Source organism: Massilia sp. BSC265 (assembly GCF_000740675.1).
Lineage (GTDB): Bacteria > Pseudomonadota > Gammaproteobacteria > Burkholderiales > Burkholderiaceae_D > Telluria.
The window spans coordinates 164226-185548 of the sequence record NZ_JPXI01000033.1; the positions used below are offsets into that span (position 1 = coordinate 164226).

Genomic DNA, 21323 nt, shown 5'->3' on the forward strand with positions numbered 1-21323 from the left:
ACTCTCGTGTCCGGGAAACAACGGGTGCCCGGGACGCCGGCGGCGCCTCAGATCCGCAGCCGCTTGCGCTCCGCAAGAAAACGTTTCAAGGCGGCAGCGGAGAGAACCACCACCGGATCGCCGTGCCACACATAGAGGAAAGGCTCCCCTCCCTGGCGGTCGGTGAGCTTGGCCGACACCAGGAAGCGCGTGCCGAGCGGATAGCGTTCGAGATCGCCGAGTGCGCGCGAACATTGTATCCGCAGCGATGTCGCGTAGGCCTGGCCCGAGACCGGGCGGATGCATACCCGCCCGGTGCGCGGATCGATGGCGGATTCGACGGCAACGTCGCGGTAGGCCCAGGTGTCACGCGCCATCGGCTCAGCCCTTCGCCCAGCCCGCCGGACGGGCCACCGGCGCTTCACGGATCGGCAGGTTGACGAGCGCGGCCCCCAGGGCCAACAGGATGTCGGCGTACCACATCCAGGTGTAGTCGCCGAAGCGGACGAAGGACAAGCCGCCCAGCCAGGCGCCGAAGAAGCCGCCGATCTGGTGCGACAGCAGGGTCATGCCGAACAGGGTCGCCAGGTAGCGCATGCCGAACAGCTTGCCGACCAGGCCGGCCGTGGGCGGCACGGTGGCCAGCCAGGTGAAGCCAAGGGCACCCGCGAACAGGTAGAAGGTCGGCGCAGTCTTGGGCGCCAGCAGGTAGATCACGATCAGCACGGCGCGGCTGGCGTAGATGATGGCCAGCAGCGACTTCATGCGATAGCGACCGGCCAGCGCGCCCGCGGCCAGGCTGCCCGCAATGTTGAACAGGCCGATCAGGGCCAGCGCGGTGGCCGAGACGCCGGCCGGCAGGCCGCACAGGGCGACTTCCTGCGGCAAGTGGGTGACGAGGAAGGCGATATGGAAGCCGCAGGTGAAGAAGCCGAGGTGCAGGCACAGGTAGCTGCGGTCGCGCATGGCCCGGCGCAGCTGTTCGGTGAGTGTGATGCCGGGTGGCGCCGGCACTGCCGGCGCGGTGGCGGCTGGCGCGGCAGCGGCAACGCCGGCACTCGTCATTGGTGCGGCTGCTTTCTTGTTGCGCATGCCGAGCGCAAGGGGAATCGTCAGCAGGGTCGTGGCCGCCATCGTCAGCATGGCCGTCACCCAGCCGGCACCGGCAATGATCGCCTGCATCAGCGGTGCGAACACGAACTGGCCGAAGGAACCGCCGGCATTGATGAAGCCGGACGCGAAGGCGCGGCGCTCCGCGGGCAGGCGCTGGGCAGTGGCGCCGATCAGGATGGAGAAGCTGCCGGCCCCGGCACCGGCTGCGGACAGGATGCCCATCGTGAGCAACAAGCCCCACTCGGACTCGACGAAGGGGGTGGCGGCGGTACCCGCGGCGAGCATGATGCCGCCAATGACAATGACCCTGGCCGCGCCATACTTGTCGGCGATGGCGCCGAAGACGGGCTGCGAAGCACCCCACATGAGCTGGGCCACGGCCATCGCGAAGCTGATCGTGGCGACGCCGAGGCCGGTAGAAGTATTGATCGGCGACAGGAACAGGCCTGTGGTCAGGCGGGCACCCATCGTGATCATCAGGATCGTGCTGGCGGCCAGGATCAACATCCAGGCCGCGCGCGGCGTCATCGCTCCTTGCTCGTTCAGGTGAGACATGTACGGCTCCTACTCGGTTGGGCCAGATCGCGCCACCGAAGGATTATAGTGCATATGCACGTACATGTCAGAGCATCATCATGTCATCCCGGTTCGGCAGCGCGGATCAGCATGGCCACGGACTCCGCGGCCATGCCCTCTTCGCGTCCGAGGAAGCCGAGCTTCTCGTTGGTCTTGGCCTTGATGTTGACCTGCTGCGGCGACACGCCCAGGTCTTCGGCGATGCGCGAGACCATTTGCGGGATATGCGGCGCCATTTTCGGCTGCTGGGCGATGATGGTCGCGTCGATGTTGCCGATGGTGTAGCCGGTCGCCACCACGCGGTGGGCCACTTCGCGCAGCAGGGTGCGCGAGTCGGCGCCGGCGAACATTGGATCGGTGTCCGGGAAGTGCTTGCCGATGTCGCCCAGTGCGGCGGCGCCCAGCAGCGAATCGATGATCGCGTGCAGCAGCACGTCGGCATCCGAGTGGCCGAGCAGGCCGAGACGATGCGGGATGGTCACGCCGCCGACGATGAGCTTGCGCCCCTCGACCAGCGCGTGGCAGTCATAGCCGGTTCCGATGCGGAACGGCGGGGTAGGATTCCAGGATGCTTGTGCCATGGTGGTTCAGTTCGCTTCGTTATCCATCAAGAAGGTTCGTTCGGAAGCTGCCAGGTACATCTCGGCGATCCGGATGTCGGCGGGCAGCGTGACTTTGAGGTTGCGGGGATGCCCTTCCACTAACTTGGGGGCCAGTCCCAGCGCTTCAACCGCGCTGGCGTCGTCGGTAATCGCGGACGGGTCGGTCGCCGCGTCGAGGGCCCGCAGCAAGAGCCGGTAGCGGAACATCTGCGGCGTCTGCGCCAGCCAGAGTCGGTCACGCGAGACGGTCGAGACCTTACCCGCGACGCTGCGCTTGACGGTGTCGACCACGGGCAAGGCCAGCAGTCCGCCGACCGGGTGCTCACCCGTTTCGACGATCAGGCGTTCGATGAGTTCCGCATCCAGGCCGGGACGGGCGGCATCGTGCACGAGGACCCAGTCGTCGACGCCGATGCTGCCGTGCAGCACCCGCAGGCCGTTGCGGATCGACTCCATGCGGGTAGCGCCGCCACAACGCAGCACGGTCACGCCGTCCGGCGGAACGACGCCATCGATGTAGGGATCGTCGGCGCTGACCACCACATAGGTGTGGGCGACCAGGGGACTCGAGCGGAAAGCGTCGAGCGTATGGCGCAGCATCGGCTTGCCGCCGATCTGCAGGTATTGCTTGGGGCTGCTCGCTCCCATGCGTGCGCCGACCCCGGCCGCGGGGAGCAGCGCGAAATAACGCTGCGAGCGCTGCGGCAACGGTGGATTGGCTTGTACTGCCGGGTTTGTCATTATTGCTTGCGTTTCTGTACAGGTCGAAGCAGCGACTGTACCTCACCTCCGCAAACCTTGCCGAGGCGGGCATATTCCTGCGGCGAATCGATCGCGGCCTGCAAGGCCTCGACCTTCGCCATTTCGCTTTTAATGTAGGGCATCCAGCCACGGTCGATTTCGCGCTGCAGCAGGCTTTGTGCCTGTCCGATGCGCGCGTACAGGGGCTTTTCCTCGAAGCGGCGCTCGAGGGCAAGGCGTACCCTGGCCTCGGCCTTGGGCAGGTAGTCGAGGTAGGCGTTCAGGTGGCGCATCTCGTGCGCCAGCACTTCTTCGTACGCGCAGGAACCGGGCCGGAATTCGCGGCTGATGTAGACCACGATCGGAGGGTAGTACAGCTTGATCTCGATGTGCGGCGCAATGCATTCGTAGCCGCTGGCCGGGTCGCTGAGCAGGCGTCCGCCGACGTTGATGCTGACGCGCGACTCGGTGCGGGTCAGGCCCAGCACCACTTGGCCGGGGTTCAACTTTTGATTCGGTGCCTTGCCCTTCATGGCCGTGAGCGATCGGAAACCCACGGTGTTATCGATGCGAAAGCCGTTCTGGGTGCCGGTCAGCACCGACAGGGTATCGCCCATGGTGTCCTCGCAGCGCGCCTGGAAATCGGTGCGTGGCCCAGCCTGCACCGCCGATGCGGCTGCCGCGGCCCAGCACAGGAGGGCAAGCACGAGCAGCCGCATCATGACGTCAAGCGTCAGGCCGCAGGGGCCAGACTCCAGGTGCCGGAAAGGATCTTCTCGAGCCAGAAAGTGCCGATGATGGTCTTCACGTCGGTGATCTCGCCGCGCTTCACCATCTCGAGCAGCTCGGGCAAGCTCGCGCTGAAGGTTTCGAGGAACTCGCCCTCGTCCAGCTTCTGTTCTCCGGCGCTGAGCTCTTCGGCCAGGAACAGTTCGAGGTGCTCGTCCGAATAGGCGATGGCGTTGTGGATGGTGCAGACGAAGCGCCACTTCGCGGCCGTATAGCCGGTCTCTTCCTCGAGTTCGCGCTTGGCGCAGTCGAGGTGGTCCTCGCCCGGATCGATCTTACCGGCCGGGAACTCGATGAAGACCTGCGCATTCGGATAGCGGAATTGGCGTTCCAGCAGAATGCGGCCGTCCGGCAGCAGCGGCAGGATCACGACCGCGCCGGGATGGCGGATGAATTCGCGATGGGTGATGGATCCGTCGGGCAGCCTGATGCGGTCGCGTTCGACTTTCAGGAAGTTGCCGTCATAGGCGACGCCGCCGTCGATGCGGGTCTCGCGTAAATCTGAAACCATGCGGTCTCCAGTTGTACAGCGTTACAGGAATCAGGTGCGGCGTTTGCGCAGGTAACGGAAGACGAAACCGGGGAACGCCAGCACCAGGAACAGGCAGCCGGTGATCGCATAGAACTCCCAGTTCTGCGCGAACACACCGCCGATCCGGGATTCCAGCATGCGAGCCAGGAAGCCGACGACAAAGTATAAAACAATTAACTCGAGCAGGCGCAGCGGGAAGGACTTCGTGCGCGCGGAGGAAGGGTTGCCGTCACCGGCGCTGTTCGGCGTCAAGCGAATGACGCCGAACACGCGCTCGGTGAGGAATGGCAGGTTGGCGGCCGCGATCGAGATCGCGACCACCAGCCAGGCAGCGAGGGAGGAATCCACCCAGGCGCCTGATTACTTGACGAGGGTGGCCTGCATCGCGGCGTAGCACACCGCCAGCAGCCAGCCCGGAGCGGCACCCAGCACGACCACGGCCACGCCGTTGAGCGACATCACGGCGCGCATGTCGGCCGGGGTGTTGATCGGGGCGGTGTCCGCAGCCTCGTCGAACCAGATGGTCTTGACGATGCGCAGGTAGTAGAAGGCGCCCACCAGCGAGAACAGCACTGCCACCACGGCCAGCCACACCATGCCCGCATTGACGACGGCCTGCAGCACGGCCCACTTGGCCATGAAGCCCATCGCCGGCGGCACGCCCGCCAGCGAGAACATCATGATGGTCATGACGACCGCGAACCACGGCGAACGCTTGCCCAGGCCCTTGAAGTCGGCGATGGTTTCCGCCTCGTGGCCGGCGCGCGCCAGCATCATGATCAGGCCGAAGCTGCCGACCGTGGTCAGCACGTAGGTGATGGTGTAGTACATCGCGGCGCTGTACGAGGCGGCGGCATTGCTGCTGTCGCCATTGACGACGCCGGTCATCATGCCCAGCACCACGAAGCCCATCTGGGCGATGGTCGAGTAGGCCAGCATGCGCTTGATGTTCGTCTGCGCGATCGCGGTGATGTTACCCACGGCCAGCGACAGCACGGCCAGCACCAGCAGCATCTGCTGCCAGTCGAAGGCCATGGCGGGCAGGCCTTCGACCAGGATGCGCACCACGATGGCGAAGGTCGCCAGCTTCGGTGCGCCGCCCAGCAGCAGCGTGACCGAGGTCGGGGCGCCCTGCACCACGTCCGGCACCCACATGTGGAACGGGACCACGCCGAGCTTGAATGCCAGGCCGGCAACCATGAACACCAGGCCGAACACCAGGATGGTGCGGTTGGCGTCGACGCCGCTGCTTGCCTGCGCGATAGCGTTCAGGTCGAGCGAGCCGGTGGCGCCGTAGACCATCGACATGCCGTACAGCAGGAAGCCCGAGGACAGCGCGCCCAGGATGAAGTACTTCATCGCGGCTTCGGTCGAGATGGCGTGATCGCGGCGCATCGCAACGAGGGCGTAGAGCGACAGCGACATCAGTTCGACGCCAAGGTAGATCGACAGCAGGCTGTTACCCGAGATCATGATCATCTGGCCGAGCATCGAGAACAGCGCGAGCACGTAGAACTCGCCGCCGAGGTTACCGGACATCATGGCGCGGTCTTGCGTGTACTGGCGTGCATAGACCAGCGTCATCGCGGTGGCCACGTAGGTCACCAGCTTGAGCAGGTTCGACATCGGGTCCGACACGTACATGCCGTTGAAGGTGTACACGGTGGCGCCGGCGCTCATGTCGGCAAAGGTCAGCACGAAGCAACCGGCGATGGTCAGCAGGGTCAGCGCGTACGTCAGGTTGCGCTTTCCCTCCTTCAGGAACATGTCGATCAGCAGGATCGCGGAAGCCGCGATCAGCAGGAAGATTTCGGCATAGACCGGCGCCAGGTTGGCGTCGGTTGCCGCTAGCATTGTGGAGTTCATTTCGTTCATGGCGTCTTTATTGAGGCAATTTGCCAGCTGCAACGTGTTGCAGGAGGTCGGTAACCGACACCTGCAGGGTCTCGGCGATCGGCGCCGGGTACAGGCCCATCCACAGGGTGGCGATGGCCAGCACGCCCAGGATGGCGAACTCGCGGCCGTTCAGGTCGGTCAGCTCGGCAACGTGCTTGTTGCCGATCGGGCCGAACACGACGCGCTTGACCATCCACAGCGAGTAGGCTGCGCCCAGGATCAGGGCGGTACCCGCGGCCACGCCGGTCCAGAAGTTGAACTCGACGGCGCCCAGGATCACCATGAATTCGCCGATGAAGCCCGAGGTCGCCGGCAGGCCGGCGTTGGCCATCGAGAACAGCACGGCGAAGGCCGCGAACTTCGGCATCGTGTTGACGACGCCGCCGTAGTCGGCGATTTCACGCGAGTGCATGCGGTCGTACAGCACGCCGATGCACAGGAACATCGCGCCCGACACGAAGCCGTGCGAGATCGACTGCATCAGGCCGCCCTGCACGCCCAGGTCGTTGAACATGAAGAAGCCCAGGGTGACGAAGCCCATGTGGGCGATCGACGAGTACGCCACCAGTTTCTTCATGTCCTTCTGCACCATCGCGACCAGGCCGATGTAGATGACGGCGATCAGGGACAGCACGATGACGACCGGCGCCAGGTACTGCGAGGCGTCCGGGGTGATCGGCAGCGAGAAACGCAGGAAACCGTAGGCGCCCAGCTTCAGCATGATCGCGGCCAGCACGACGGAACCGCCGGTAGGCGCTTCCACGTGGGCGTCCGGCAGCCAGGTGTGCACCGGCCACATCGGGACCTTCACGGCGAAGGCCATGAAGAAGGCGATGAAGATCAGGATCTGCTCGTTCATGCTCAAGGGCAGGCGGTGCCACTCGAGGATGTCGAAGGAACCCGACTGGTTGTACAGGTAGATGATCGCGACCAGGGTCAGCAGCGAGCCGAAGAACGTGTACAGGAAGAACTTGAATGCCGCGTACACGCGGTTCGGGCCGCCGAACACGCCGATGATGATGTACATCGGGATCAGCGTGGCTTCGAAGAAGAAGTAGAACAGCAGGCCGTCCAGCGCGGCGAACACGCCGATCATCAGGCCCGACAGGATCAGGAAGGAACCCATGTACTGCGCGACGCGCTCTTCGATCACCTGCCATGCCGCCAGCACCACGATGATGGTGATGAAGGCCGTCAGCGGCACGAACCACAGCGACAGGCCGTCGACGCCCAGCTTGTAGAACACGTTGAAGCGTTCGATCCAGGCGGCCGACTCATAGAACTGCATGCCGTGGGCGGCATTGTCGAAGTTCATGATCAGCGGCAGCGTCGGCAGCAGGCTGACGACGGCGCCCACCAGCGAGAGCAGGCGCACGAAGCCGGCGTTCTTGTCGCGACCCACGACCAGCACGATCAGGCCGAACAGGATCGGGAGCCAGATGGACAGGCTCAGGTAAGGAGGAAATGTAGAAATTGACTGCATCATTTTTTGCTTTTCGCTTTTCTCTTGTCGAGGCCCGTCTTAACCGCGCCAGAACGGGAAGAACCACAGCAGGGTTGCCAGCACGCCGACGATCATCACGAACGCGTAGTGGTAGATGTAGCCCGTCTGGAAGGTACGGGTGATCGTCGAGAACCAGCCGACCAGCTTGGCAGAACCGTTGACCAGCAGGCCGTCGATCAGGCCGCGGTCGCCCACTTTCCACAGGCCGCCACCGACGGCGCGTGCGCCGCCGGCGAACACGACGTCGTTGAACTTGTCCATGTAGTACTTGTTGTCCAGCAGGGTGTGCAGGAACTTGAACTTGGCATAGAACCAGGCCGGGACGCGCGGGTTGACCATGTAGCAGTAGTAAGCCAGGGCAACGCCGGCCAGTGCCAGCCAGAACGGTGCGGTCTGCAGGCCGTGAATCGCCATCGCCATCGGGCCGTGGAAGGCTTCGCTCAAGCTGGCCATTGCCGGGTGGTTCGGGTTGACCGTGATGACGTCCTTGAAGAAGTCGCCATGCACCATCGGGCCGAGTGCCAGGTAACCGATGATGACCGACGGGATCGCCAGCAGGATCAGCGGCAGGGTCACGACCCACGGCGACTCGTGCGGCTTCTGGCCCGGGGCCAGGCCGTGGTGGTGGTCGTCATGGCCATGCGAATCTTCTTCGTGGTGGGCGTGCGAATCGTGCAGGGCGTGCGGATCGCCCTTCCCTGCCGCAGCCAGTTTCTGCTCGTGGGCGTCGTGAGCATGGCTGTCATGGCCATGGGCAGTGTGCCAGCGCTCCTGGCCGTGGAACACCAGGAAGTACATGCGGAACGAGTAGAAGGCGGTCACGAAGACACCGGCCAGCACCGCGAAGTTGGCGAAGCCGGCGCCCGGGATGTTGGTCGCGTGCACCGCCTCGATGATCGAATCCTTCGAGTAGAAGCCCGAGAAGAACGGGGTACCGATCAGGGCCAGCGAGCCCAGCAGCGAGGTGATCCAGGTGATCGGCATGTACTTGCGCAGGCCGCCCATGTTGCGCATGTCCTGGTCGTGGTGCATGCCGATGATGACCGAACCCGCGCCGAGGAACAGCAGCGCCTTGAAGAAGGCGTGGGTCATCAGGTGGAACACGGCCACCGAGTAGGCCGAGGCGCCCAGCGCGACGGTCATGTAGCCCAGCTGCGACAGGGTCGAGTAAGCGACGACGCGCTTGATGTCGTTCTGGATGATGCCCAGGAAGCCCATGAACAGCGCGGTGATCGAACCGATGACGATCATGAAGGAGAGTGCGCCGTCCGACAGCTCGAACAGCGGCGACATGCGTGCCACCATGAAGATGCCTGCGGTAACCATGGTAGCAGCGTGGATCAGCGCCGAGATCGGGGTCGGGCCTTCCATCGAGTCCGGCAGCCAGACGTGCAGCGGGAACTGCGCCGATTTACCCATCGCGCCGATGAACAGGCAGATGCAGGCTGCCGTCAGCAGTGGCCAGCCGATGCCCGGCACGGTCATGTTCACCAGCTTGCCGGCCTGGGCGAAGGTTTCGTCGTAGTGCATGGTGCCCGAGGCGGCCAGCAGCAGGCCGATACCCAGGATGAAGCCGAAGTCGCCCACGCGGTTGACCAGGAAGGCCTTCATGTTCGCGAAGATCGCGGTCGGACGGGTGTACCAGAAGCCGATCAGGAGGTACGAGACCAGGCCCACCGCTTCCCAGCCGAAGAACAGCTGCAGGAAGTTGTTGGACATGACCAGCATCAGCATCGCGAAGGTGAACAGCGAGATGTACGAGAAGAAGCGGTTGTAGCCTTCGTCCTCGGCCATGTAGCCGATCGTGTAGACGTGCACCATCAGCGACACCGAGGTCACCACGCACATCATGGTGGCCGACAGGGTGTCGATCTCGAAGCCGACGGCCATCTTGAGCGTGCCGACGGTCATCCAGGTATAGATGTCTTCATTGAAGTAGGCGCCGCCGAGCACCGCCATCAGGGTCTGGACCGAGATGATCAGTGCAATGAGCACACCCAGGATGGTCGCGGTATGCGACACCTTGCGGCCGACCACGTTGCCGAAGAACTTGGTGCCGAGCAGGCCGGCGATCGCCGAGCCCGCCAGCGGCGCCAGAGGCACCGCCAGTAACATTGAGGAAGAGAGTTGCCCCGCCATTGTTGAACCTTAATCGTTATTGTTAATCAACCGAGACCATCAGCCCTTCAGGCTGTCGAGGTCTTCCACATTGATCGTGTCCAGGTTACGGAACAGGACCACCAGGATCGCCAGGCCGATTGCTGCTTCGGCGGCCGCGACGGTCAGAATGAAGAACACGAAGATCTGCCCCGCCGCGTCTCCCAGGTAGTGCGAGAACGCGACGAAGTTCAGGTTCACTGCCAGCAGCATCAGTTCGACGGCCATCAGCAGGATGATGATGTTCTTCCGGTTCAGGAAGATACCGATCACCGAGATCGCGAACAGGATCGCGCCCAGGATCAGGTAATGTGCAAGCGACAAAGTCATGGGTTCTCCTTCGGTGCGGCGGCCGCTGCTGCTGCTGCTCGTTCGGCGGCGGCTGCATCGATGGCACGCTGGTTGACCGCATCCATCTTGACGATGCGCAGGCGGTCGTTACGCTTGACGCGGACGGCGGCGCCCGGGTCGATTGCTTTGGTGTCCTTGCGCTTGCGCAGGGTCAGGGCGACGGCGGCGATGATCGCCACCAGCAGGATCACGGCGGCGATCTCGAAGCCGTAGATGTACTTGGTGTAGATCAAGAGGCCCAGTTCCTTGGTGCCGCCGATGTTCAAGGCGGCAGCCTCGGCCGACAGGTCGGTCTGGCTGTACGAACGGTACAGCACGGCGGCCATCTCGAGCACGATCAGGGCGCCAATACCCGAGGCCAGCGGCAGGTAGCCCCAGAAGCCCTCGCGCATGCGGTCGATATTGATGTCGATCATCATGACGACGAACAGGAACAGCACCATCACGGCACCGACATAGACCAGCACCAGCACGATGGCCAGGAACTCGGCCTTCAACAGCATCCAGATGCCGGCCATGTTGAAGAAGGTCAGCACCAGGAACAGCGCGGCGTGGACCGGGTTCTTGGTGGTGATGACGCGCAAGGCAGCCAGCACCGTGATGGCCGCGAACACGTAGAACAGGAAAGTTGTGAATTCCATGACTTGGACAGCCTCTTCTTATTAGCGGTACTTCGCGTCCGCTTCGCGGGCGCTAGCGATGTCGTTTTCGTAGCGGTCGCCGACGGCCAGCAGCATCTCTTTGGTGTAGTAGAGATCGCCGCGCTTTTCACCGTGGTATTCCAGCACGTGGGTTTCGACGATCGAGTCGACCGGGCAAGACTCTTCGCAGAAGCCGCAGAAGATGCACTTGGTCAGGTCGATGTCGTAGCGCGTGGTGCGGCGGGTGCCGTCCTCGCGCTGCGCCGATTCGATCGTGATCGCCATTGCCGGGCAGACTGCCTCGCACAGCTTGCAGGCGATGCAGCGCTCTTCCCCGTTGGGGTAGCGACGCAGGGCGTGCAGGCCGCGGAAGCGGTTCGACATCGGCGTCTTCTCTTCCGGGTACTGGACCGTGATCTTGCGCGACAGCGCGTACTTGCCGGTCAGGGCCAGGCCCTTGAAGAGTTCGGACAGCATCAGGCTGCCGACAAATTCTTTAATCCGATTCATTTTGAGTTTGCTTCCTTACTTCAGAGCAGGCCAGATGTTCAGGGGCGAGTGCATCCAGAGTGCGACCACGACCAGCCAGAACAGGGTCAGCGGGATGAACACTTTCCAGCCAAGACGCATGATCTGGTCGTAGCGGTAGCGCGGGAAGGTGCCGCGGACCCAGATCATCAGCGAGACCATGATGAACATCTTCAGGAACAGCCAGAAGAAGCCGCCGATCGCGCCGAATTCCAGGAAGCCGAACGGAGCCGACCAGCCGCCCAGGAACAGGATCGATGCCAGGGTGGCGATCAGGATCATGTTGGCGTATTCGGCCAGCATGAACATCGCGTAGGACATGCCCGAGTACTCGACCATGTGGCCGGCCACGATTTCCGATTCACCTTCCACCACGTCGAACGGGTGGCGGTTGCACTCGGCCAGGCCGGAGACGAAATAGATGACGAACAGCGGCAGCAGCGGCAGCCAGTTCCACGACAGGAAGTTCAGGCCCATGTCGGCCATGGTGCCCATCTGCTGGCTCAGGACGATGTCCGACATGTTCAGGCTGCCGGTCACCATCAGCACCACCACCAGCACGAAGCCGATCGGGATTTCGTACGAAATCATCTGGGCCGAGGCGCGCATCGCGCCCATGAACGAGTACTTCGAGTTCGACGCCCAGCCGGCGATGATGATGCCGTAGACTTCCATCGAGGTGATCGCCATCAGGAACAGCAGGCCGGCGTTGACGTCGGCCAGCGCGGCCTGGGGGCCGAACGGCACCACCGCCCATGCGGCCAGCGCCGGCATGATGGTCATGATCGGGCCGATCACGAACAGGCTGCGGTTGGCCTTGGTCGGGATGACGATTTCCTTGAGCAGCAGCTTGACCGCGTCGGCGATCGGCTGCAGCAGGCCGCCCGGACCCACGCGGTTCGGGCCCACGCGGATCTGGATCCAGCCGATCAGCTTGCGCTCCCACAGGGTCAGGTAGGCGACCAGGCCCATCAGCGGCAGCAGCACCACCAGGATCTTGATGACGGTCCAGATCAGCGGCCAGGCCGGTGCGATCGGGCTGGCAGCGCCCATCTCATAAAAACTATCGATAAAACCGGGCGTTGCCATTACTTGCCCTCCCCTGCTTTTTCAACATTGATCGAACCAAACATCGCACCGAGGGTGGCGACAGCCGGGTGGCCGGCGGCCACGCGCACCGCGTTCGACGGCAGGCGTGCATCCACGTTGGCTACCAGCACGGCGCTGCCCGAACCCTGCGAGACGCGCACCGAGTCGCCGGCCTGCACGCCGATCTGCTCGGCGACCGCCTTCGACAGGGTCACCAGCGGCGCATTCGCGTCGGCGGTACGCTGCAGCGGTTCCGAACGGCGCGCCAGCGCATCGGTGAAGTAGATCGGCACGTCGGCGACGCGCTCGAGCTGGCCGGCCGGAGCGTAGGAACCGGCGGCCGGCGCCAGGCGCGCGACGTTGTTCAGCTTGGCCGACAGGTCGGTCGTGCCCTTGCCGATGGCTTCGTCGCGGATCGACTCCGAGGTCTCGTAGTCGAAGCCCGACAGGCCGAGCAGGTTACCGAGCACGCGCAGCACTTTCCATGCCGGACGGGTCTCGCCCAGCGGACGCACGGTGCCGTTGAAGCTCTGTGCGCGGCCTTCGCAGTTCACGAAGGTGCCGGCGGTCTCGCTGAACGGCGAGATCGGCAGCAGCACGTCGGCGAAGTCCATGCCGTGCTTGAAGGCCGACATGGCGACGACCATGTCGGCACCAATCAGGGCGGCACGGGCCTGCTGCGGATTGGCCGCATCCAGTTCCGGTTCCGCGTTCAACAGCACATAGGCCTTCTTCGGCGAGGCGAACACAGGCTCGCCCTTCCCAAGCGCGCCGACGATGTGGCCGCCGACGGTGTTGGCAGCGTCGACCAGGTAGCCGAAGGAGCAGCCGGTCTGCTCGGCGATCCATTGGGCGCAAGCGTGGATCTTCGATGCTTGCGGGTGGTACGAAGCGGCATTGCCCAGCAGGACGGCGCCCGGAGCATCGACGCCGACCAGGGTCGCAGCGATGGCCTTGGCGGCCCCGCCTGCTTCCACGCCTTCGAAGCCAGCGGGAGCAGCAACACCCTTGGCGCCGGCGACGGCCGACACGACTTCCGACAGCGCGGCCAGCCAGTCGCCTGGTGCGGCGATCAGCTTGTTCGCAACCGGCATCAGGAGGTCGTCATCGCTCGCACCCAGCAGCGACAGCTTGGCGCCGCCCTTGGTGGCGACGCGCAGGCGGGTCGCGACCAGCGGATGGTCCTTGCGCAGGTTGGAACCGATGACGAAGGCGCGCTTGAGCAGCGAGAAGTTCGCGATCGGCATGCCCAGCCACGGCGTGACTTGGCCGTCCAGCGAGAAATCGGTCTGGCGCAGCCGGAACTCGATGTTGTCCGAGCCAAGGCCGCGGGTCATCTTGTTCAACAGGTACAGCTCTTCCAGCGTCGAGTGCGGGGTCGCGACGGCAGCGATGCTGTCGGCGCCATGCTCGTGGCGGATGTTACGCAGGCCGTGGGCCACGTATTCCAGCGCGGTCTGCCAATCGGTGTCGATCCACTTGCCGTCCTGCTTGATCATCGGGTTGATCAGGCGGTCGGCATTGTCCAGCGCCTCGTACGAGAAGCGGTCCTTGTCGGACAGCCAGCATTCGTTGATCGATTCGTTTTCCAGCGGCAGCACGCGCATGACCTTGCCGCCCTTGACCTGGACGATCAGGTTCGAGCCCAGCGAGTCGTGCGGCGAGATCGACTTGCGGCGCTGCAGTTCCCACGGACGTGCCGAGAAGCGGAACGGCTTGCTGGTCAGCGCGCCGACCGGGCACAGGTCGATCATGTTGCCCGAGACTTCCGAGTCCACGGTCTTGCCCACGAAGGTGGTGATCTCCGAGTGCTCGCCGCGGCCGACCATGCCGAATTCCATCACGCCGGCCACTTCCTGGCCGAAGCGCACGCAGCGGGTGCACTGGATGCAGCGCGCCATCTCTTCCATCGAGATCAGCGGGCCGGCCTCTTTCGGGGCCACCACGCGCTTCTCTTCTTCGTAGCGCGAGTTGCTCTTGCCGTAGCCCACGGCCAGGTCCTGCAGCTGGCATTCGCCGCCCTGGTCGCAGATCGGGCAGTCCAGCGGGTGGTTAATGAGGAGGAACTCCATCACCGACTTCTGTGCCTGCACGGCCTTGTCGCTGTGGGTGCGCACGATCATGCCCGGCGAGACCGGGGTGGCGCAGGCCGGCAGCGGCTTCGGTGCCTTCTCGACTTCGACCAGGCACATGCGGCAGTTCGCTGCGATCGACAGTTTCTTGTGATAGCAGAAGTGCGGGATGTAGGTCCCGAGTTTGTTTGCGGCGTCCATCACCATGGAACCTGGTGCGACTTCGACTTTTTTGCCGTCTAATTCAATTTCAACCATTTGATCGTTACCTGACCTGGTTTAAAGGTATGCGGGCACGAGGCAGTGCTTGTGCTCGATGTGATATTCGAACTCCTCGCGGAAGTTCTTGATCATCGCTTCCACCGGCATCGCGGCGGCGTCGCCGAGCGCGCAGATGGTGCGGCCCTTGATGTTGCCCGCGATGTTGTTCAGCAGGTCCATGTCTTCCGGACGTCCCTTGCCGTTCTCGATGCGGTGGACCATGCGGTACATCCAGCCGGTGCCTTCACGGCACGGGGTGCACTGGCCGCAGGATTCTTCGTAGTAGAAGTACGACAGGCGCAGCAGCGACTTGACCATGCAGCGGGTCTCGTCCATGACGATCACGGCGCCCGAACCCAGCATCGAGCCGGCCTTGGCGATCGAGTCGTAGTCGAGGTCGGTATCCATCATGACCTCGCCGCGGATCACCGGCGCCGACGAACCGCCCGGGATCACGGCCTTGATCTTCTTGCCGCCACGCATACCGCCGGCCAGCTCCATCAGCTTGGCGAACGGGGTGCCCAGCGGGACTTCGTAGTTGCCCGGACGCTCGACGTCGCCCGAGATCGAGAAGATCTTGGTGCCGCCGTTGTTCGGCTTGCCGAGCGCCATGTAGTTTTCCGGGCCGATGTTCAGCAGGAACGGGACGGCCGCGAAGGTCTCGGTGTTGTTGATCGTGGTCGGCTTGCCGTACAGGCCGAACGAGGCCGGGAACGGCGGCTTGAAGCGCGGCTGGCCCTTCTTGCCTTCCAGCGATTCGAGCAGCGCGGTTTCTTCGCCGCAGATGTAGGCGCCGTAGCCATGGTGCGCATGCAGCTGGAACGAGAAGTTCGAGCCCATGATGTTATCGCCCAGGAAGCCGGCGGCGCGCGCCTCTTCCAGCGCCTCTTCGAAGCGCAGGTATTCCTGGAAGATCTCGCCGTGGATGTAGTTGTAGCCCACGGTGATGCCCATCGCGTAGGCGCCGATGGCCATGCCTTCGATCAGCGCGTGCGGGTTGTAGCGGATGATGTCGCGATCCTTGAACGTGCCCGGCTCGCCTTCGTCGGTGTTGCAGACGAGGTATTTCTGGCCCGGATACTGGCGCGGCATGAAGCTCCACTTCAGGCCGGTCGGGAAACCGGCGCCGCCGCGGCCGCGCAGGCCCGAGGCCTTCAGGTCGGCGATGATCTGTTCCGGCGCAATGCCTCCTTCGAGAATCTTGCGCAGCGCCGAATAGCCGCCGCGCTTGACGTAGTCGGCCAGGCGCCAGTTATCGCCGTTCAGGTCCTTGAGGATCAGCGGATTGATGTGACGATCGTGCAGGCTGGTCATTTCTTCAGTTCCTCTACCAGGGCGTCGATTTTCTCGTTGTTCATGAACGAGCACATGCGGTGGTTATTCACCAGCATGACCGGTGCGTCGCCGCAGGCGCCCATGCACTCGCCTTCGACCAGGGTGAACTGGCCGTCGGCGCTGGTCTCGCGGTAGTCGATGCCCAGCTTGTCCTTCAGGTACTGGCCGGCGCGCTCGCCGCCCGACAGGGCGCACGGCAGGTTGGTGCAGACCGTGATCTTGGCCTTGCCCACCGGCTTCAGGTTGTACATGTTGTAGAAGGTCGCCACTTCCTGCACGGCGATGGCCGGCATGCCGATGTAGTCGGCGATTTCCTGCATGGTTTCCGGCGACAGCCAGCCCAGTTCCACCTGGGCGTGGGCCAGCGAGGCCATCACGGCCGACTGGCGCTGATCGGCTGGGTACTTGGCCAGCTCGCGATCAATTTTCTTGTAGGTTTCCTGCGATAACATATTCTTTCCTGCCCTCTTAGCGAACGTGAGCGTTACCTGTCGATACTGCCGAACACGATGTCCTGGGTCCCGATGATCGCGACGGCGTCGGCGATCATGTGGCCGCGCGACATCTCGTCGAGGCTCTGCAGGTGGACGTAGTCCGGGGTGCGGATCTTCAGGCGATACGGCTTGTTGGCGCCGTCCGACACGATGTAGATGCCGAACTCGCCCTTCGGGTGCTCGATCGCGGCAAAGGCCTCGCCTTCCGGCACGTGGAAGCCTTCGGTGAACAGCTTGAAGTGGTGGATCAGCGATTCCATGTTGGACTTCATGTCCATGCGGTTCGGCGGCACGATCTTGTGGTTGTCGATCATGACCGGACCCTGGTTCACGCGCAGCCAGGCGACGCACTGCTTGATGATGCGGTTCGCCTGGCGCATTTCTTCGATGCGCACCAGGTAGCGGTCGTAGGAGTCGCCGTTGGTGCCGACCGGGATGTCGAACTCGACCTTGTCATAGGCCGCGTACGGCTGGGTCTTGCGCAGGTCCCAGGCGATGCCCGAACCGCGCAGCATCGGACCGGTGAAGCCCATCGCCAGCGCGTCTTCCGGCGACACCACGCCGATGCCGACGGTACGCTGCTTCCAGATACGGTTATCGGTCAGCAGGGTCTCGTATTCATCGACGTAGCCGTCGAAGCGCTTGGTGAAGGCCTCGATGAAGTCCAGCACCGAGCCCTGGCGGTCGCGGTTGAGGTCGTCGATCGCCTTCTTCGAGCGGATCGGCGATTCCTTGTGCCGCGGCATGAAGTCCGGCAGGTCGCGGTACACGCCGCCCGGGCGGTAGTAGGCCGCGTGCATGCGCGCGCCCGATACCGCTTCGTACACGTCGAACAGGTCTTCGCGGTCACGGAAGGCGTACAGGAACGGGCCCATCGCGCCGATGTCGAGCGCGTGCGCGCCCAGCCACATCAGGTGGTTCAGGATACGGGTGATCTCGTCGAACATCGTGCGGATGTACTGCGCGCGGATCGGCGCCTCGATGCCCAGCAGCTTTTCCACTGCCAGCACATAGCCGTGCTCGTTGCACATCATCGACACGTAGTCGAGGCGGTCCATGTACGGGACCGACTGCAGGTAGGTGCGGGTCTCGGCCAGCTTTTCGGTGCCGCGGTGCAGCAGGCCGATGTGCGGGTCGGCGCGCTGGATCACTTCGCCGTCCAGCTCCAGCACGAGGCGCAGCACGCCGTGCGCTGCCGGGTGCTGCGGACCAAAGTTCAGGGTGTAATTCTTAAGCTCAGCCATTATTTCGATGTCCCGTAGGTTTCTTCGCGGATCACGCGCGGGATGTTCTCGCGCGGCTCGATCGTCACCGGTTGGTAGATCACGCGTTTCTGTTCAGGGTCGTAGCGCATCTCGACATAGCCCGTGATCGGGAAGTCCTTGCGGAACGGGTGGCCGATGAAGCCGTAGTCGGTCAGGATGCGGCGCAGGTCGCCGTGGCCGTCGAACAGGATGCCGAACAGGTCGAAGGCTTCGCGCTCGAACCAGTTGGCGGCACGCCAGATGCCGGTGATCGACTCGACCATCGGCATGTCGTCGTCCGGGCAGAAGGTACGCACGCGCACGCGCCAGTTGTGGGTCACCGACAGCAGGTGGACGACCACCGCGAAGCGCGGACCGTCCCAGGTGCCTTCCCCATACTGGGAGTAGTCGACGCCGCACAGGTCGATCATTTGTTCGAAGCGCAGCGCCGGGTCGTCGCGCAGCGCCTGCATCGACTGGATGTAGTCGGCGGCCTTGACCACCACGGTCAGTTCGCCCAGCGCCGAGGTGATCGCAGCGCCCTCGCCCAATGCGTTTTTCAGGGCGAGTTCAAGGGTTTCGAGTTTCGTCGTCATGGTGTTTCGCTGTCTTTTTAGCGCGCGATGGTGTTGGTGCGCTTGATCTTGTTCTGCAGCTGCAGGATGCCGTACAGCAGGGCCTCCGCGGTCGGCGGGCAGCCCGGCACGTACACGTCGACCGGCACGATGCGGTCGCAGCCGCGCACCACCGAATACGAGTAGTGGTAGTAGCCGCCGCCGTTGGCGCAGGACCCCATCGAGATCACCCAGCGCGGCTCGGCCATCTGGTCGTACACCTTGCGCAGGGCGGGAGCCATCTTGTTGCACAGCGTGCCGGCAACGATCATCACGTCGGACTGGCGCGGCGACGGGCGGAACACAATGCCAAAACGGTCGAGATCGTAGCGGGCAGCGCCCACATGCATCATCTCGACCGCGCAGCATGCCAGGCCAAACGTCATCGGGAACATCGATCCCGTCCGCGCCCAGTTGATCAGCTTATCGGCTGTTGTGGTAATGAAACCTTCGTTTAATACGCCTTCAATTGCCATGGCTTATTCCCAATCAAGGGCACCTTTCTTCCAGATGTACCAGAAGCCCACGATGAATTCGGCGATGAACACCGCCATCGTGACGAAACCGGTCCAACCCAGTTCGCGCATCGAGACGCCCCATGGGAAGAAGAATGCCGTTTCCAGATCAAACAAAATAAACAGGATCGCCACCAGGTAGTAGCGAACGTCGAACTTCATGCGCGCGTCTTCGAAGGCTTCGAAGCCGCATTCATACGGAGACAGCTTGGCGGCGTCCGGACGGTGCGGACCAAGGATGCGGCCGAGCACCTGCGGAGCGACACCGACACCGATGCCAACCAGGATAAAGAGAAGAACGGGGAGATAATTTTCGAGGTTCACGTGAAGCCTATTTGAACGATCGGTTAATGAAACACTGCAGGGCTGCAGCGCCGAATCGCGCGAACCTGGCTGGATGGCCTCGAACACCTGTGTACTCTGCACCGCTGGCACAAAGCACCTTGCGACCGATAATGCTGCCGACCGCAACGGTTTTCAAGACCCCCGATGGTTGCCACCAGGACCGTACGACTGATCCTCGTGAAAAAGCCAGCTCAGGCAGGAGAGCGATCGCTCATGCGCCCTTGCTGGCTCTTTCGTATATTGGTGCCGACGGCGAGACTCGAACTCGCACAGCTTGCGCCACTACCCCCTCAAGATAGCGTGTCTACCAATTTCACCACGTCGGCTGGAGACCAGTATTTTACCCTGCCTTGGCACTACTTTTCAATGCACAAATTGCGCTATTACAAGGAATTTACGCAATTACTCAACATTTCTTTTGAGACTAGCCAATCTTTACAGCAGGGCTGGCCGCATTGAACGGGCTTTCGCCCTTACTGCAAGCGGCGCACCCCGGAAGGCGTGCCGCATTCTACTCCGAATCACGAACGGGCGTGCAGCCCGCCGCTGGAATTACTTGGCCGGAGCCGGCGCAGGAGCCGCCGGAGCGGCTGGCGCCGGAGCGGCTTCACCCGGTGCTGCCGGAACGGCAACGCCAGGGGTTTGCGGAATGTCGTTTGCCGGTACAACCGTGGTCGGGCCGGCGTTCGGGCCAGCGCCCGGCACGTCGTTCGGAATGCCGGTGGCCGGCGCTTGCGACGACGGCACGGTGACACGCTCCATCACACCACCATCGGCGCCGCCGGCGGTGCGGCCGTTGCTGTGCCAGGCCAGCGCCAGGGTCGATGCAAAAAACACCGCGGCCGCGACGGCGGTCGACTTCGACAGGAAGTTCGACGAGCCCGAGGCGCCGAACAGGCTGCCCGAGGCGCCCGAACCGAAGGCCGCGCCCATGTCGGCGCCCTTGCCGTGCTGGACCAGCACCAGGCCGATGATGGCCAGGGCCGAAATAACCTGCACAACAATAATCAGATTGAACACGGTGTTCATTGCAATTCCATTTCCAAGTTAACGACGTTTTTAAATACTTACTACTGAAACTATGAATCTCTCAATTTGCTGAGCGAATGATTCCGAGGAAGTCAGCTGCTTTCAGCGCCGCCCCACCGATCAGGCCGCCGTCGATGTCCGGTTGCGCCATCAGGTCCGCCGCATTATCCGGCTTCATGCTGCCGCCGTACAGCACCAGCGTGCGTTCCGCGGCGTCGGCGTTGCAGGCGCGCAGTTTTTCGCGCAGGGCGGCATGGACTTCCTGCGCCATTTCCGGGGTCGCGGTCTTGCCGGTGCCGATCGCCCATACGGGCTCGTAGGCCAGCACGATCTTGTCCACGGCCTCGCTGCCGACCGCTTCCAGCACGGCCTCGAGCTGGCTGCTGACCACATCCATGGTCTGCCCTGCTTCGCGCTGCACCAGGGTTTCGCCGATGCAGACGATCGGGGTCAGCCCGGCCTCCAGTGCAGCTTTGGTTTTCTTGGCAACCAGTTCATTGGTCTCGCCGTGGTAGGCGCGGCGCTCCGAGTGGCCGACGATCACGTAGCGGCTGCCGAAATCCTGCAGCATCGACATGCACACTTCGCCGGTATAGGCGCCGACCGGATGGCAGGACACGTCCTGCGCACCCCAGGCGACCGGGGAGCCTTTCAGGATTTCTTCGCACTGGAACAGGTAGGGCGCCGGCACACAGACCGCCACCTGGGCCTCGGCATTGCCGAGACCTTCGAGGATGCCGGTCAGGAGCGCGGCATTGGCAGCGCGGCTGCCGTTCATTTTCCAGTTACCTACGACGAGCTTGGGACGCATAGAACCCCATCTTTTAATTTAACCCGCTATTCTAGCGGTCGAATATGTGGCGGTCAAACAATGGCTGAGCCATTTGCCAAACGCCACTTCCCTTTTTGATTCAAT

At 63.4% G+C, this 21323-nt stretch carries 23 protein-coding genes and 1 tRNA gene; all 24 read right to left on the reverse strand.

Features of this window, described 5'->3' with window-relative positions; translation table 11 throughout:
• Positions 1 to 47 precede the first annotated feature (47 nt).
• Complete coding sequence (locus MA09_RS12885; RefSeq protein ID WP_036249041.1) at positions 48 to 356, reverse strand: hypothetical protein; 309 nt, start codon at positions 354 to 356, stop codon at positions 48 to 50.
• 4 nt (positions 357 to 360) lie between these two features.
• Entirely contained in the window at positions 361 to 1647 is a 1287-nt protein-coding gene (locus MA09_RS12890; RefSeq protein WP_081897576.1) for an MFS transporter, read from the reverse strand.
• Between the two features lie 83 nt (positions 1648 to 1730).
• Positions 1731 to 2249, reverse strand: coding sequence for a 2-C-methyl-D-erythritol 2,4-cyclodiphosphate synthase (ispF, locus tag MA09_RS12895; RefSeq protein WP_036249048.1), 519 nt, complete (start codon positions 2247 to 2249; stop codon positions 1731 to 1733).
• A 6-nt stretch (positions 2250 to 2255) separates the two neighbouring features.
• Positions 2256 to 3011, reverse strand: a complete 756-nt coding sequence (gene ispD, locus MA09_RS12900; RefSeq protein WP_036249050.1) for a 2-C-methyl-D-erythritol 4-phosphate cytidylyltransferase — start codon at positions 3009 to 3011, stop codon at positions 2256 to 2258.
• The gene (locus MA09_RS12905; RefSeq protein WP_036249053.1) at positions 3011 to 3733 is read right to left on the reverse strand and encodes a hypothetical protein; all 723 of its coding nucleotides are present in this window, start codon (positions 3731 to 3733) and stop codon (positions 3011 to 3013) included. Before MA09_RS12905 ends, ispD begins: the two co-directional genes overlap by 1 nt.
• Before the next feature lie 11 nt (positions 3734 to 3744).
• The gene (locus tag MA09_RS12910) at positions 3745 to 4311 is read right to left on the reverse strand and encodes an NUDIX domain-containing protein (protein WP_036249056.1); all 567 of its coding nucleotides are present in this window, start codon (positions 4309 to 4311) and stop codon (positions 3745 to 3747) included.
• A gap of 30 nt (positions 4312 to 4341) precedes the next feature.
• The gene (locus tag MA09_RS12915; RefSeq protein WP_036249057.1) at positions 4342 to 4680 is read right to left on the reverse strand and encodes a DUF2818 family protein; all 339 of its coding nucleotides are present in this window, start codon (positions 4678 to 4680) and stop codon (positions 4342 to 4344) included.
• A gap of 12 nt (positions 4681 to 4692) precedes the next feature.
• Positions 4693 to 6186, reverse strand: coding sequence for an NADH-quinone oxidoreductase subunit NuoN (gene nuoN, locus MA09_RS12920; protein WP_036249059.1), 1494 nt, complete (start codon positions 6184 to 6186; stop codon positions 4693 to 4695).
• 28 nt (positions 6187 to 6214) lie between these two features.
• A complete protein-coding gene (locus MA09_RS12925; protein WP_036249061.1) occupies positions 6215 to 7714 on the reverse strand; it encodes an NADH-quinone oxidoreductase subunit M in 1500 nt (499 codons plus the stop codon).
• 36 nt (positions 7715 to 7750) lie between these two features.
• A complete protein-coding gene (nuoL, locus tag MA09_RS12930) occupies positions 7751 to 9871 on the reverse strand; it encodes an NADH-quinone oxidoreductase subunit L (protein ID WP_036249064.1) in 2121 nt (706 codons plus the stop codon).
• A gap of 39 nt (positions 9872 to 9910) precedes the next feature.
• Positions 9911 to 10219 (reverse strand): NADH-quinone oxidoreductase subunit NuoK, encoded by a 309-nt coding sequence (gene nuoK, locus MA09_RS12935; RefSeq protein WP_036249066.1) that lies wholly within the window; start codon positions 10217 to 10219, stop codon positions 9911 to 9913.
• A complete protein-coding gene (locus MA09_RS12940; protein ID WP_036249069.1) occupies positions 10216 to 10881 on the reverse strand; it encodes an NADH-quinone oxidoreductase subunit J in 666 nt (221 codons plus the stop codon). Before MA09_RS12940 ends, nuoK begins: the two co-directional genes overlap by 4 nt.
• A 21-nt stretch (positions 10882 to 10902) precedes the next feature.
• The gene (nuoI, locus tag MA09_RS12945; RefSeq protein ID WP_036249070.1) at positions 10903 to 11391 is read right to left on the reverse strand and encodes an NADH-quinone oxidoreductase subunit NuoI; all 489 of its coding nucleotides are present in this window, start codon (positions 11389 to 11391) and stop codon (positions 10903 to 10905) included.
• Positions 11392 to 11406: 15 nt separating this feature from the next.
• Positions 11407 to 12498: an NADH-quinone oxidoreductase subunit NuoH gene (gene nuoH / locus MA09_RS12950; RefSeq protein ID WP_036249073.1), complete on the reverse strand. Its 1092-nt coding sequence runs from the start codon at positions 12496 to 12498 to the stop codon at positions 11407 to 11409.
• The gene (gene nuoG, locus MA09_RS12955) at positions 12498 to 14828 is read right to left on the reverse strand and encodes an NADH-quinone oxidoreductase subunit NuoG (RefSeq protein WP_036249075.1); all 2331 of its coding nucleotides are present in this window, start codon (positions 14826 to 14828) and stop codon (positions 12498 to 12500) included. The genes nuoH and nuoG overlap by 1 nt, the downstream gene beginning before the upstream one ends.
• A 21-nt stretch (positions 14829 to 14849) precedes the next feature.
• Positions 14850 to 16145 carry an NADH-quinone oxidoreductase subunit NuoF gene (nuoF, locus tag MA09_RS12960; RefSeq protein ID WP_036249077.1) on the reverse strand — a complete coding sequence of 432 codons (1296 nt, stop codon included), beginning with the start codon at positions 16143 to 16145 and terminating at the stop codon, positions 14850 to 14852.
• Positions 16142 to 16618, reverse strand: coding sequence for an NADH-quinone oxidoreductase subunit NuoE (gene nuoE / locus MA09_RS12965; protein ID WP_036249080.1), 477 nt, complete (start codon positions 16616 to 16618; stop codon positions 16142 to 16144). Before nuoE ends, nuoF begins: the two co-directional genes overlap by 4 nt.
• 32 nt (positions 16619 to 16650) lie before the next feature.
• Positions 16651 to 17904 carry an NADH-quinone oxidoreductase subunit D gene (locus MA09_RS12970; protein ID WP_036249083.1) on the reverse strand — a complete coding sequence of 418 codons (1254 nt, stop codon included), beginning with the start codon at positions 17902 to 17904 and terminating at the stop codon, positions 16651 to 16653.
• The gene (locus tag MA09_RS12975) at positions 17904 to 18500 is read right to left on the reverse strand and encodes an NADH-quinone oxidoreductase subunit C (RefSeq protein WP_036249086.1); all 597 of its coding nucleotides are present in this window, start codon (positions 18498 to 18500) and stop codon (positions 17904 to 17906) included. The genes MA09_RS12970 and MA09_RS12975 overlap by 1 nt, the downstream gene beginning before the upstream one ends.
• A 17-nt stretch (positions 18501 to 18517) precedes the next feature.
• The gene (locus MA09_RS12980; protein ID WP_036249088.1) at positions 18518 to 18994 is read right to left on the reverse strand and encodes an NADH-quinone oxidoreductase subunit B family protein; all 477 of its coding nucleotides are present in this window, start codon (positions 18992 to 18994) and stop codon (positions 18518 to 18520) included.
• Between the two features lie 3 nt (positions 18995 to 18997).
• Positions 18998 to 19357 (reverse strand): NADH-quinone oxidoreductase subunit A, encoded by a 360-nt coding sequence (locus tag MA09_RS12985; protein WP_036249090.1) that lies wholly within the window; start codon positions 19355 to 19357, stop codon positions 18998 to 19000.
• 262 nt (positions 19358 to 19619) lie between these two features.
• Positions 19620 to 19704: transfer RNA gene (locus MA09_RS12990), tRNA-Leu, on the reverse strand.
• 226 nt (positions 19705 to 19930) lie between these two features.
• Positions 19931 to 20407, reverse strand: coding sequence for a preprotein translocase subunit SecG (secG, locus tag MA09_RS12995; protein ID WP_036249092.1), 477 nt, complete (start codon positions 20405 to 20407; stop codon positions 19931 to 19933).
• A 61-nt stretch (positions 20408 to 20468) separates the two neighbouring features.
• Positions 20469 to 21218, reverse strand: a complete 750-nt coding sequence (tpiA, locus tag MA09_RS13000) for a triose-phosphate isomerase (protein WP_036249094.1) — start codon at positions 21216 to 21218, stop codon at positions 20469 to 20471.
• Positions 21219 to 21323 lie beyond the last annotated feature (105 nt).